The sequence below is a fragment of the Zhongshania sp. genome (assembly GCF_047636175.1).
In the GTDB taxonomy this organism is placed as follows: Bacteria; Pseudomonadota; Gammaproteobacteria; order Pseudomonadales; family Spongiibacteraceae; genus Spongiibacter.
In genome coordinates this window covers 64093-77907 of sequence record NZ_JBLIKC010000008.1, presented here as the reverse complement: position 1 = coordinate 77907, position 13815 = coordinate 64093, and the positions used below count along the sequence as shown (strand labels likewise).

The window sequence follows — 13815 nt, the reverse complement described above, 5'->3', positions numbered from 1 at the left end:
ATTCATCTAGGCCGCGCTACAGACAGTCGCAGCCATTAACGTTTAAACAAGGACACCCATGTCGCGCAAGATTCTGGTCACCAGTGCCCTGCCCTATGCCAACGGCCCACTGCATCTCGGTCATTTACTGGAATCAATCCAGACCGACATTTGGGTGCGTTACCAGAAATTACGCGGCAACGACTGTATCTATTTATGCGCAGACGATGCCCACGGCACTGCTATTATGCTCACCGCCGAGAAACTTGGTATCACTCCGGAAGAGCAAATCGCCCGCGTTAAAGCCGAACACGAACGCGATTTGGCAGGATTCCTTGTTCACTTCGATAATTATCACTCGACCCACTCGCCAGAATGCCAGCACTACTCAGAAGAAATTTATCGGCGCCTAGACGCCAATGGCCACATTGAGCGCCGTGACGTAACGCAATTATTCGATCCAGAAAAAAATCTATTTCTGGCCGATCGATATATAAAAGGTAGCTGCCCAAAGTGTAAAGCCGAAGACCAATACGGCGACAACTGCGAAGCCTGCGGCGCCACCTACACCCCAGCAGATTTAATAAATCCGCGCTCGGCAATCTCTGGCGCCACCCCCATAGAAAAAACGTCACAGCATTTTTTCTTTAAACTTGGCGACTTTGAAAACCTACTGCGCAACTGGACTGACAGCGACGCGCTACAGCCACAAATCGCCAACAAGTTACGTGAATGGCTAGACGCCGGCCTACAAAGCTGGGACATCTCCCGCGATGCACCCTATTTCGGCTTTGAGATTCCCGATGCACCGGGAAAATATTTCTATGTGTGGTTGGACGCGCCTATCGGCTATATGGCCAGCTGTGCAAACTGGTGCGAGAAAAACGGTCGCGACTTTAATGATTACTGGGGACTTGACTCTAAGGTCGAGCTTTACCACTTTATTGGCAAAGACATTATTAATTTTCACGGCCTGTTCTGGCCCGCCATGCTCGACTCGGCCGGTTTCCGCCAACCTACCGCAATTTATGCCCACGGTTTTTTAACCGTTAATGGCAAAAAAATGTCCAAGTCTCGCGGCACCTTTATTAAAGCCGAAACCTACCTTAAATATTTGCCCGCCGAGTACTTGCGCTATTACTTTGCCGCCAAGCTATCTGGTGCAGTGGACGACATCGATCTCAATCTGGAAGACTTCACTAATCGAGTGAATTCCGATCTGGTCGGCAAATTAGTAAATATCGCCAGCCGCAGCGCCAAGTTTGTTCAAAAAGGCAACGCCGGTAAGCTCAGTAACACTCAGCACAATCCAGACCTATGGCAGCGAGTCACTGCTGCCAGCGCCACCGTTGCGCAACTCTATGAACAACGCGAATACAGCAAAGCCGTGCGCGAGATCATGGCTCTGGCCGATGCCACCAATGAATACTTTGATTCCTGTGAACCATGGAAGCTGGCTAAATCCGACGACACCATAGTAGTCGCTGCAGAGATTGCCTCGCAGTGTATTGATATCTTCCGCGTACTGACCACCTACCTGGCACCGGTATTACCTGAACTCGCCAAACAGGCAGAGCAATTTTTAAATTGCTCGCTGACGTGGCAGGGCGACTTTACGCCGCTGCACAACCATGCCATTGAGCCTTTTAAACCGATGATGAGCCGGGTTGATGCCGATAAGGTCAGCGCCATGGTCGAAGAAAGCAGCGACAATTCGCCACCGCCTCAGACCGCTGCCAAATCTAAAAAGGCGGCTAAAGACAAAGACACGGGTATAGCCGACACAATTGCCTACCCAGATTTTGCTAAGATTGATCTGCGAGTAGCTGAAATTGTGGCTGCAGAAGAGGTAGAGGGCGCTGACAAATTACTGAAATTGACCCTAAGCTTGGGGGAGTTTGGCACACGCCAGGTCTTTGCCGGTATTAAAACTGCGTATAATACCGAGCAGTTGGTAGGTAAACTAACGGTGATGGTTGCCAACCTTGAAGCGCGTAAAATGCGCTTTGGCATGTCTGAGGGCATGGTGCTTGCAGCCGGCCCTGGCGATCAGAATATTTGGTTACTCAGTCCCGACAGTGGTGCCAAAGCAGGCATGAAAATCCAGTAAAACCAGTGGGCTATCGCTGAACGGTGGCTCCTAGCATTAACGCGTTTTAAATTGAACGCTTGATCGAAATAAACTAAGATCGCCAGATAATGCCGATCTGGCCCGCGATACACGTATTGCCAAGCCAGAATAGAATTCGCATGACCGATACACAAGTGGGGCTACAATTTTGTTAGCAGACTATTCCTTATTGTTGATCAGCGCCATTCTGGTTAACAACTTCGTACTGGTGCAGTTTTTAGGCCTGTGTCCATTCATGGGCGTATCTAATAAACTCGAAACCGCCATCGGTATGTCCAGTGCAACCACCTTTGTACTGACGCTCGCCTCTATTTGCAGCTGGCTGACCTACGAGTGGCTGCTTATACCGCTGGGCTTAGAATACCTGCGTACCATCACCTTTATTTTAGTGATCGCCGTTGTCGTGCAATTCACCGAAATGGTGGTGCGCAAAACCAGCCCTATGCTCTACAAAGTCCTTGGGGTTTTTTTGCCACTAATCACTACCAACTGCGCAGTATTAGGCGTTGCACTTTTAAACATCAATAAAGACCATAGCTTCGTAGAATCTACTCTATATGGCTTTGGCGCCGCAGCCGGGTTCTCGATGGTATTGGTGCTGTTTGCCGCTATGCGCGAACGCATTACCGCTGCTGATGTTCCAGAGCCGTTTAAGGGGCCCGCCGTGGGCATGATTACCGCCGGCCTCATGTCACTCGCCTTTATGGGCTTCGCTGGATTGGTATAGGCTGTAATAATGATCGAACTGATTGCCCAAAATCCTTTTTTTGCATCTTTACTGGCACTGGTCGGACTTGGCTTAGTTTTCGGCGCGCTGCTGGGCTTTGCCGCTGTAAAATTTAAAACTGAAGGCGATCCTATCGCCGATCAAATCGAATCTATGCTGCCCCAAACCCAGTGCGGTCAGTGCGGTTACCCCGGTTGTCGGCCCTATGCACAAGCCATTGCCAACGGTGACGATATCAACAAATGCCCCCCGGGCGGTGAAGCAACCATTGCCGCTTTAGCGGACTTATTGGGCGTGGAAGCAAAACCCTTAGATGCCGCAGAAGAGGCCGTACCCTCAGTCGCGTTTATTCGCGAAGCGGAATGCATTGGCTGCACCAAGTGCATTCAGGCCTGCCCAGTAGACGCCATTCTCGGTTCTGCAAAACATATGCACACCGTCATCGCCAGCGAGTGTACCGGCTGCGATCTATGCGTAGAACCTTGCCCGGTAGACTGTATCGACATGGTTCCGATTCAGACCAGCCTGCAAACCTGGCACTGGGATAAACCCAAGCCCATCGAAGACCTCATTGCCTCAGACCGCATTGCATCCGACCAAAGCGGAGCTACCGCATGAGAAAAATATGGGATATTCCCGGCGGCATTCACCCTGCCGAAAACAAAGCCCAATCCCTGCACAATCCCATCGCCAGTGCAGGTATTCCGCCGCAACTTATTTTGCCCTTGGCTCAACACATTGGCGCGCCCGCCAGCCCTATCGTTAACGTTGGCGACCGCGTGCTGAAAGGCCAAATGATTGCCGAAGCCAAAGGCTTTGTCAGCGCGCCCGTTCACGCGCCCACCTCGGGGACCATCGCAGCCATTGAAGCGCGCGTTATCCCGCACCCATCTGGTATGAGCGCGATATGTATTGTCATCGACACCGACGGTGCAGATCAGTGGATAGAACACGTCGGCGCAGAAGATTACACCAGCCTTAGCAAGATCGAGCTGGTCGATCGCATTCGCCAAGCCGGTATTGCCGGCATGGGCGGCGCCGGCTTCCCCGCCGCCGTTAAGCTCAGTACCCGCGACGACAAGCCGATAGCGACACTGATTCTAAACGGCACAGAATGCGAGCCCTATATCACCGCTGACGATATTCTTATGCGCGAGCGCGCCGCAGAGATTATCGCTGGCGCCGAGATAATGCGTTATATCATCAAGCCCACTAAAGAAACTCTAATCGGCGTGGAAGACAATAAACCCGAGGGTATTGCTGCGCTAAAAAAAGCCGCCGAGGGCACGGGTATTGAGATCGTGGCGTTCCCAACTAAATACCCTTCGGGTGGCGAAAAACAACTCATACAAATTTTAACCGGTAAGGAAGTTCCCGCCGGCGGTCTACCTGCCGACATCGGTGTGGTCTGCCAAAACATCGGCACAGCCACCGCGATTTACCGCGCCATTCAATTTGGTGAGCCGCTGATTTCACGGATCACCACCGTGACGGGCGAGGCCTGCGGGCAGCCACAAAATTACGAGGTGTTGCTGGGCACACCGGTCCAATACCTCTTGAACAAAAGCCAGTTCAAACAAGAAAACTGCGTACGCCTAATTATGGGCGGCCCAATGATGGGCTACACCCTGCAAGACACTGCGGTGCCCATTGTAAAAACCAGCAACTGTGTCTTGGCGCCAACCGTGGCTGAGCTACCACCACCGCCACCGGCCCAAGCCTGCATTCGCTGCGGCATGTGTGCCGAAGCTTGTCCGGTGTCATTGCTGCCACAACAAATGTACTGGTTCTCACGCGCCCAAGAGCATGAAAAGCTCGAAGACCACCAGCTATTCGACTGTATAGAGTGCGGCGCCTGCTCATTTGCCTGCCCCAGCAATATTCCTCTGGTGCAGTATTACCGCGCCTCCAAAGCAGAAATTCGCCAGGCCCAGCAAGATAAAATTAAATCTGAGCGATCTAAAGAGCGCTTTGAAGCTCGCACTGCCAGACTTGAACAAGAAGAAGCAGAGAAAGAAGCGCGCCGAGCAGCTCGTATGGAAGCCGCCAAGGCCAAGGCGGCCGCCGCTGCCAACGCTCCCGCAAGCGGCAGTAAGACAGACATCATTCAGGCCGCCATTGAGCGCAGCAAAGCAAAACAAAGCCAATCTGAAGCCGCTGATACCGCGCAAGCAGCCGTCGCCCGGGTGCAGGCAAAACGTGACGGCAACGCTGAAGAAGAAAGTGCGGAACAAATAACGGACCGCCTACAAAAATTATTAGCTAGTGCAGAGAAACGTCTCGTAGCAGCCAAAGAGAAACTTACTCAGGCACGCGAGCAAGAAAACGACAACGCCGAAGCCTTCGCAACCGCAGTGAGCAAAACAGAAGAAAAAATCGCGTCAATTCAACAAGAACTCACGGAACATCAAGCGAGTTTAACGGCGACAAAAACCGAAGCGACATTCGCGACTGATAACGCAGATCCAGCCCAAGCGGCTATTGCCAGAGCACTCACAAAACGTGCCGGCAACAGCGCCGACGAAAGCGATGCTGATAAAACCACGCGCTTACAGAATACCGTGACCAGCACAGAGAAACGGCTTGCGGCCGCACAGCAAAAACTGGCATTGGCGCAGGAACAGAATGACGCAAATACTTCTGCTTTCGCCACTGGACTTGAGAAAACTCAAACCAAGCTAGATGCCGCGAAGAAAGAGCTAAGGGATCATCAAGCCGCGCTCGCTGTTAGAGACCAAGCCGCGCCAGTCGGCGCTGTAAGTAGCGAAGATCCAGTGCAAGCGGCTATTGAGCGCGCCAAGTCTGCGCGAGAAGCCCAAGCCAATATGAGCGACGCCGACAAAACCAAACAGCATATTGAGTCATTGGAAAACCGCATTGCTCGCACCAGCGAAAAACTCGATGCCGCACGCGTCGACGGCGATGACAAGGCGAACATACTGGCCGATTCTTTAGCAAAGCTAGAAGATAAATTGGCCGCCGCTCAGCAAACGCTGAGCTAAACCTGAATAACGAGCACGCATAATACTATGGGATTTTTAAAGGTCAGTTCACCACACACTCACGGGCCTATGAGCACGGCAAGAGTCATGCGACTGGTGCTACTGGCTACCATTCCTGGCCTATTTTCGCTTACCTGGTTTTTCGGCTTTGGTACCCTCGTTAATGTTTTGTGGGCAAGTATTACTGCGCTGGCATTTGAAGCCTTAGCGTTAAAATTACGCAAACGCCCCATCGCATTTTATCTCAACGATTACACCGCCCTAGTCACAGCATTTTTACTCGGTATTTCACTGCCACCGGGCTCACCGTTCTGGCTCATTATGATCGGCACCGGCTTCGCGATTCTTGTCTGCAAGCAACTCTATGGCGGCATAGGCTATAACCCCTTCAACCCCGCCATGGCCGCTTATGTCATGTTGCTGATCTCATTTCCGGTGCAGATGACCACTTGGCTGGCACCCAAAGGTAGTTTTGCCGGCGATCTATTAGGACCCATAGACGCCCTGAGCTACTGCTTCGGATTTGGCAAAGACGCCATAGACGCCATCACAATGGCGACACCACTCGATGTACTGAAACAGAATAGCTCCCTACTCGTTGCCGATCTTTGGGAAGAATCACCGCAATTCGGTCAGTTCGCTGGTGTCGGCTGGGAATGGGCGAGTATTGGCTTTCTACTCGGCGGCATGTATTTACTGTACCGTCGGGTATTTACTTGGCACGGACCAATAAGCATGCTGGTATCGCTGACTATTATGTCGGCGCTATTCTATGACGGCGGCAGTTCCGCTTCCGGCGGTTCACCAATATTCCATTTGCTCAGTGGCGCAACCATGTTTGGCGCATTTTTTATTGTGACCGACCCCGTCACCTCGGCAGTATCAAACCGTGGGCGAGTAATCTACGGTGCATTGATTGGCGTCTTGGTCTATATCATTCGAGCTTGGGGCAACTACCCCGACGCAGTCGCCTTTGCTGTTCTACTGATGAACTTTGCCGCGCCCTTTATCGATCACTACACCCAACCCAGAACCTACGGCCATAAACTGAAGGATCACCAAGGAGGAAAGTTATGAATATCCTCGGTAAATCCATCACTAAAAACGGCATGCTACTCGGCCTCTTTGCCATCGTCACCACTGGTGTTATAGCCGGCACCTATCTCTCTACTCGGGGCCTGATTCAAGAAAATATTCGCCACTCTGAGGAGCGCGCGCTCCTAGAAGTGTTTTCAAAATCTCGCCATGATAACTCGTTACTGGACGATGCCATCAATATAGATGACAGCGATTTATTGGGATTGCGTGAATCTAAAAAGCTCTACCGCGCCACCATGAAGGGTGAATTTGCCGGCGCCGTTTTACCTGCTACCGCTCGTGACGCTTACACCGGTGATGTTGATATGATTGTAGGTATCAACCTTGATGGCACTATTTCTGGCGTACGCGTGCTTTCTCACCGCGAAACACCGGGACTCGGCGATCAGGTGGATTACAAGAAAAGTCATTGGGTAGACGGATTTATCGGCAAAAGTCTAAGCAATCCAGAAGAATCTAAGTGGGCGGTTAAAAAAGATAAAGGGATCTTTGACCAGTTCACCGGCGCAACTATAACGCCAAGAGCGGTTACAAAAGCGGTTCACAAAGCACTACAATACTACGCTGCCAATATCACCATGATCAGCGGTATAAATAACAGCGACTCGCTAGCCATTAGTAAGTCCGCGCAAATCAATGAACTCAATCAGAACCGGGAATTGAACAATGAGTGATATCAGCTACCGCGAAATCTCTCTAAACGGGCTGTGGAAAAACAACCCCGCCATCGTTCAGCTACTGGGCTTATGCCCCTTGCTCGCAGTGACTGGCTCCGTCATCAATGCCTTAGGCATGGGTATAGCGACGATGTTAGTGCTCACCGTGTCTAACACTTGCGTTTCAATGATCCGCAGCTTTGCCTCCGATGCTATCCGTCTACCCGCCTTTGTGATGATTATCGCGGCGGCAGTAACGTGTATAGAATTGCTTATGCAGGCCTTCGCTTATGAGCTATTTCAAATACTCGGCATATTTCTTCCGCTTATCACCACCAACTGTGTCATCCTCGGTCGCGCAGATGCCTTCGCCTGTAAAAACAAAGTCCTGCCCTCTATGTACGATGGCTTCATCATGGGCGCAGGATTCGCGGTAATACTCATGCTCTTGGGAGCTATTCGTGAAGTTGTCGGCACCGGCGCTATCTTCGCCAATATGGACCTATTATTTGGCGAAGGAGCAAAAAGCTGGAAGATCGTTCTCGTCGATGACTACACCGCTGTACTGGTCGCCATTTTACCGCCCGGTGCCTTCATTTTTACCGGTATGATTATCGCCCTTAAAAATATAATCGATACCGGCATTAAAAACCGCGAGGCGGCGAAAACCGAGAAAGCCGCACCAACTAGCCGACGTGTAAGAGTGACTGGGAATATCAGCTGATATTCGTGTTCACATATACAGCACCTTTTATCGTCTCTGCGGAAATATACGCGGCAGCAATTAAATACATTGTAATTCGAACTGTATGATAAAAAATTCCATCAAAAAGCGCAAAAAAAACTGAAGAAACTAAAAAGGCATGTAGCAGCACAACACCATCGAATTTTTTGCGTAAGATTGATGGAACATACATTCGCGAATTAGACATTAATACTAATAAGAACCCGAAGTACCAACAATTCCAAACTCCAATAAAAACCGAATTAAGAAACTGTGATGTTGTACGATATTACCACGCCATACAGAAAGACAAAGTAGCGCATCGAGCCCGTACTCAAACATCATTAAATCTGTGATATAAAACAATGTTTCTAGCCAAACATCTGTTCTACTGAAGGTTGCTCGTCTAAAACTTCCTAAATAGATCGACTTTATCATTGAGGAAAATAGCATAGGCGTTTGTCCGCTCAATACCCAGCGCGAAAGCTCCGAGCAAAAACGCTAAACCTGCAAAACGAAACTTTTCAATCAGATGACGAAGATGCCTATATATCGGTGGACAACCTTTAACCGCCTCCCGCCAAATTTCAACATCCTATCTAAAATAAACATAAATCATATAAAGCAAGGCGAGAGAAACCACAAAAATCTTTATATAAAACACCTTCCTTAAACCATTACCATTTTCAATACGAAACCAAACCACCATCGCAAAAAAGAATGGTACCTGTACCAAATAAACCAATGACCGATAAATACCATAAGCCGGAATATATTAATAAAGTCACCCGAGTATTGTGACTGCCATCAATAGCAAAGAAATACGAAATACTCGGTACGCTCGATACGAGTTGACAGCCTCCAAGCAACCTCAGGAAAAAGGAGAACGCAGAAAAACACTTGGATAATTGCCGTATAGAAATTCACTTCAACAGAGTTAGATTCCAATGCCACGAAAATCGGAAATCCAATTATAGAAATCTAATTATTTAAATTATGGCTCTGCTCTCTCACTTACTTTTCTCGCCAAATACTTCCCTATTTTGGCGCCTGATTATGTAAAGTGCTTTCGCGACCAATCCCCTCGAATCAGCAACTGCCGAATAGCTACCGTTTTGTAGAATATCCCCATCAACTAAAAAGCAGTTCTGAATATCAGAAACGTCGCGCAAAAGTATTTCTCCATAATTTTTCGCCGTGCATTCCTGATGCACACCTCCGCACTCACCAGAACTGGTAGAGCATATTACATTCTCGACTCTTGCAGTTACCTCCCCGCTTTTCATAGAAATCACCCAAGGTTTAGCAGCCGCCTCGAGCATATCTTTGCCAATAAACTCATCCTCGCGATTACTAACGCCTAACAAACCCAATATCGTTGGTGGAATATCTATTTGCGAACCTACTTGAGTTAACGTACGCGCAATATCTAGCCCAGGATAATAAATCATCAACGGAATTCGAAAAAACCGTTCGTTCTGTTCGACAAGACTGAGCTTTGGTTTATTTGGGAACGACCAAATTCCGTGATCTGATGTAACAACAACAATCGTATTTTCATATAAATTTGACTCTTTAAATGCCTCCCAAAATTTACCGAAGGCATAATCTTCGTAATATGCCGCTTTAAGGTAGTTCGCGAACATTTCATTCTCATCTATAGCCGTTGCTAAATCTGGAAATTCGATACCCCAGTCCCAGTCGAATGGATAGTGACTACTCAAGGTCATTACACTAGCAAAAAACGGCTTTGGCATATCACCATTTAACCGTGACAAAACAAACCCATACATAGACTCGTCGGCCACCCCCCATCCAATCTCGGGCATATTTGTTAATTCGCGGCGATTTTGATCAAAAAATTGCAATTCATCAAACCCAACAAGCTTCATATATTTATCACGACTATAAAACTCAGCTTTATTGCCATGAAAATACACCGATCTATAGCCCTGCTTCTTCAAAATGCTAGGAAGGCAATTAATCTTTTTTATGTCATCACTATATTTTGATATTGGAGGCTTACTATTATGGTCGAAAATACCACATAAAATAGCTGTCTCACCTTTTACAGTGTAATTGGAATTTGCGTAGAATTGTGTGGCGACTAAATTTTCTCTGGCAAAACTGTCAAAATTCGGAGTCTTTGTAAGGCCTCCATTATAATGTCCGATCAAAGACGCGCGCATTGACTCAAGCACTATAACAATAACGTTATAATCATTTTTATTTCTACCTTGCCCCTTAGCTACATTCATCTCTTTGAATTCTTCATACCCCAACACAGCATCAGGAGATTCATTAACAACGCTAGGAGAAACAAAAAAGGCGTGAATCGGACTTAGGTAAGCGGGAGCAAGACTAAATATATTTAGCTCACGATAACGGTCAAATGAAACTGACAATATCGAGCCGCTAATAATTGCAACAAACAACCACGCCACAGACATCACCATTGACGCCTTCGTCCGAGCGACCTTAAGTGAGTATGATTTAATTGTAAAAATAAGAAAAAAACCTGAGGTTATCGCTAAAACTAATGCACTGCCCTTGTTCTCAAACCCAGAAATTGCTCGATAGCTCGCAAGCGCATCCATCCCTAACTTTAATGCTTCATAGTTGAAATACGACTGAAAATACTGGAAGTACCACCAATTTGATACAGTTAAGACATACTGAATGCACCATACTAGTACTACACTATCGACAAAGAATCCTCTACCAACAGCACCAAACACGCCAACAAAAAAAATAGCCAGAGAGAATATAAAAAAGCCACTAAGTAAGCCTAACGGATGAGGATTTAAATTCCCAAAATACGCCATCACAAGAAAAACTGATTCCATCAAAATAAACCAAGCACTGGCGGGCATTCTTCGCATCAAAACTTCCTATACTTTTCCGACAAAAAAAAAGCACCCTGACAACAGGGTGCTTCCTTGTGCCACTACTACTTATTAATCAAGAGCACGGCATAAAGCTCACAAAATATTTCGACTATTATCCGCGGCAAGAACCGGGAAGATATTTTGGATCTACAGTTGTGCCTGTACCGCCACATATCCATTGATAGATACTTTCGCCCGCCAGAGGAGCTACTATAGTTCCAGACGTAGTATCAGTAGAAGGAATGAGTGTTAGTACATTCGTGTTTACATCAGAGTTTATGCCTTGCACCGTCACTGAAACTACTCCATTACCATCAGTAGCTACGCTAGCAACAAATTTCGATTGAGCGGTCGAACTCTCGCATCCCCAATTGTTAGCATCTGGTAACTCGCTCGCTGACTGGACAACTTCAGTAATCGTTGTACGACAAGCAGATCCGGCTAAAACCACCTCAGACATTTTCGCACGCACGGTGTAATCCTGATAAGCCGGCAACGCAACCGCAGCCAAAATACCGATAATCGCGATAACGATCATCAGTTCGATCAGAGTAAAACCTTGTTGTGTTCTTTTCATAATGAACTCCGGAAAATTTTAATCATTTCTTGGGAGTGATAAAAATTCATCACCTTTTACCTACATACAAATATTATGCCATTCCATTATATTTGTTAATAACATCGCCAACATGCTGCTGCAGCTGAATCACCCCTGTCGAACACGATATATATCAAGGTATTAGTACTTATAAGCCAGTAACAAAGGTGACAAATAATGTCATTATCCGCATATATTGTCACCCAAGCGATACCTAAACACTCGTGGTAGTGCGTAATCATTGTTTAAGCACTATACTATTTTGATTACATTTTTAACGATAATGCGACGCTATGAACAGCCCCGTAACGCCTTTGAACGGCCTTGCCAAAAGATTGGTTTATGACGAGATTCTTGATGAAGATACCGTTCGTAAAGCGCAAGAGATTGCACAGAAAGACAAAAAGAGCCTAGTCTCTTATTTAGTCGGTAAACAGCTCGCAGACGGCATTCGCATTGCGGAAGTTGCCGCCGATGAGTTTGGCATTCCGTTTATCGATCTGCGCTCCTATACCACTGAGTTGGCTCCGCAGAAGATTATTGATAACAAACTGATTAAGCTTCACAGGACGCTGCCTCTTTGGAAGCGCGGAAAACGCCTATTTATTGGCATGTCGGATCCAACTAATATTCATGCTCTTGATCAAATCAAATTTCATACCGGCTTAACCACCGAGCCCATTATTGTCGAAGAAGCCGCACTTAATGTTGCTATCGACAAATATCTTTCCGCTCAGGAGGAGTCACTTGCCGATAGTCTAGGTGACATGGACGACGTCAGTCTTGGAAACCTAGATATAGAGGCCGTCGATGAAGATGGCGGTAGCGAAGTAGATCTTAAAGGTGTTGATGAAGCGCCTGTAGTGAAGTTTGTTAACAAAGTGCTACTGGATGCTATCCGCGCTGGCGCGTCTGACATACACTTTGAACCGTATGAAAAAATTTACAGGGTGCGCTTTCGTACCGATGGCATCTTGGAGGAAGTAGCCCGACCACCAGCGTCTTTGGGATACCGCCTGGCTGCCCGCCTCAAAGTAATGTCAAGGATGGATATCTCTGAACGGCGCGTTCCGCAGGACGGCCGCATTAAGATGAAACTGTCCAAGTCTAGGGCGATAGACTTCCGAGTAAACACGCTGCCCACGCTGTGGGGAGAAAAAGTCGTTCTGCGAATATTGGACCCCAGCTCCGCGCAAATGGGCATTGATGCTCTAGGCTATGAGCCAGCGCAAAAAGACATGTATATGAAGGCCTTGAATCAACCCCAAGGAATGATTTTGGTCACTGGCCCAACAGGTTCCGGTAAAACCGTATCGCTATATACCGGTCTTAATATCCTCAACACGCCAGAACTCAATATCTCCACAGCTGAAGATCCTGTAGAGATTAACCTTGAGGGCATCAATCAAGTCCACGTTAATGCAAAAGTAGGGCTTGGCTTTCCGGAGGCTTTACGCTCATTCCTTCGTCAAGATCCTGACATTATTATGGTTGGTGAGATCCGAGATTTAGAAACCGCCGAAATTGCCGTTAAAGCTGCTCAAACAGGTCACCTAGTGTTATCAACCTTACACACCAATAGCGCCTCAGAAACCCTTACCCGCCTATTGAACATGGGTGTTCCAGCCTTTAACGTCGCAACTTCAGTAAGCCTAATTATCGCCCAGCGTCTGGCAAGACGCTTATGCAAAGAGTGCGCCGTACCACTGGATGTGCCTAAACACACTCTTATTGAAGAGGGCTTTAGTGAAGAACTACTTGCAACCGCGACGATCATGCACCCAGTGGGCTGTGAGCGCTGTAACAAAGGCTATAAAGGCCGCGTAGGTATTTACGAAGTGGTTCGAATCACCCCTGATATTTCTCGCATGATTATGGAAAATGGTAATTCCTTAGAAATTGCCGCTCAAGCGCAGAAAGAAGGCTTTCCAAATCTACGACAATCCGCATTAAAGAAATGTGCTCAAGGCGTGACTAGTCTTGAGGAAGTAAACCGAGTGACCAAGGATTAA

10 protein-coding genes are annotated in these 13815 nt (G+C 47.7%); 8 read left to right on the top strand and 2 right to left on the bottom strand.

Features of this window, described 5'->3' with window-relative positions; all coding sequences use genetic code 11:
* The first annotated feature begins 58 nt into the window (after nt 1–58).
* From metG to ACI955_RS06475, 7 genes are all read left to right on the top strand, one after another.
* Nucleotides 59–2089 carry a methionine--tRNA ligase gene (metG, locus tag ACI955_RS06505; protein WP_415242920.1) on the top strand — a complete coding sequence of 677 codons (2031 nt, stop codon included), beginning with the start codon at nt 59–61 and terminating at the stop codon, nt 2087–2089.
* 169 nt (nt 2090–2258) lie between these two features.
* Complete coding sequence (rsxA, locus tag ACI955_RS06500) at nt 2259–2837, top strand: electron transport complex subunit RsxA (protein WP_159267279.1); 579 nt, start codon at nt 2259–2261, stop codon at nt 2835–2837.
* Nucleotides 2838–2846: 9 nt separating this feature from the next.
* Entirely contained in the window at nt 2847–3455 is a 609-nt protein-coding gene (gene rsxB, locus ACI955_RS06495) for an electron transport complex subunit RsxB (protein ID WP_415242919.1), read from the top strand.
* Nucleotides 3452–5839: an electron transport complex subunit RsxC gene (gene rsxC / locus ACI955_RS06490; RefSeq protein ID WP_415242918.1), complete on the top strand. Its 2388-nt coding sequence runs from the start codon at nt 3452–3454 to the stop codon at nt 5837–5839. The genes rsxB and rsxC overlap by 4 nt, the downstream gene beginning before the upstream one ends.
* A gap of 27 nt (nt 5840–5866) precedes the next feature.
* On the top strand, nt 5867–6916 hold the full coding sequence (gene rsxD / locus ACI955_RS06485) for an electron transport complex subunit RsxD (RefSeq protein WP_415242917.1): 1050 nt from the start codon (nt 5867–5869) through the stop codon (nt 6914–6916).
* On the top strand, nt 6913–7611 hold the full coding sequence (gene rsxG / locus ACI955_RS06480; protein WP_415242916.1) for an electron transport complex subunit RsxG: 699 nt from the start codon (nt 6913–6915) through the stop codon (nt 7609–7611). Before rsxD ends, rsxG begins: the two co-directional genes overlap by 4 nt.
* Nucleotides 7604–8317, top strand: coding sequence for an electron transport complex subunit E (locus ACI955_RS06475; protein ID WP_415242915.1), 714 nt, complete (start codon nt 7604–7606; stop codon nt 8315–8317). The genes rsxG and ACI955_RS06475 overlap by 8 nt, the downstream gene beginning before the upstream one ends.
* A 1010-nt stretch (nt 8318–9327) precedes the next feature.
* Here the strand turns inward: ACI955_RS06475 and ACI955_RS06470 are convergent.
* Nucleotides 9328–11199 carry an LTA synthase family protein gene (locus ACI955_RS06470; RefSeq protein WP_415242914.1) on the bottom strand — a complete coding sequence of 624 codons (1872 nt, stop codon included), beginning with the start codon at nt 11197–11199 and terminating at the stop codon, nt 9328–9330.
* A gap of 118 nt (nt 11200–11317) precedes the next feature.
* Nucleotides 11318–11782 (bottom strand): pilin, encoded by a 465-nt coding sequence (locus tag ACI955_RS06465; RefSeq protein ID WP_415242913.1) that lies wholly within the window; start codon nt 11780–11782, stop codon nt 11318–11320.
* Nucleotides 11783–12096: 314 nt separating this feature from the next.
* On the opposite strand from ACI955_RS06465, the gene pilB reads away from it, so the two are divergent.
* Nucleotides 12097–13815, top strand: a complete 1719-nt coding sequence (gene pilB / locus ACI955_RS06460) for a type IV-A pilus assembly ATPase PilB (protein ID WP_415242912.1) — start codon at nt 12097–12099, stop codon at nt 13813–13815.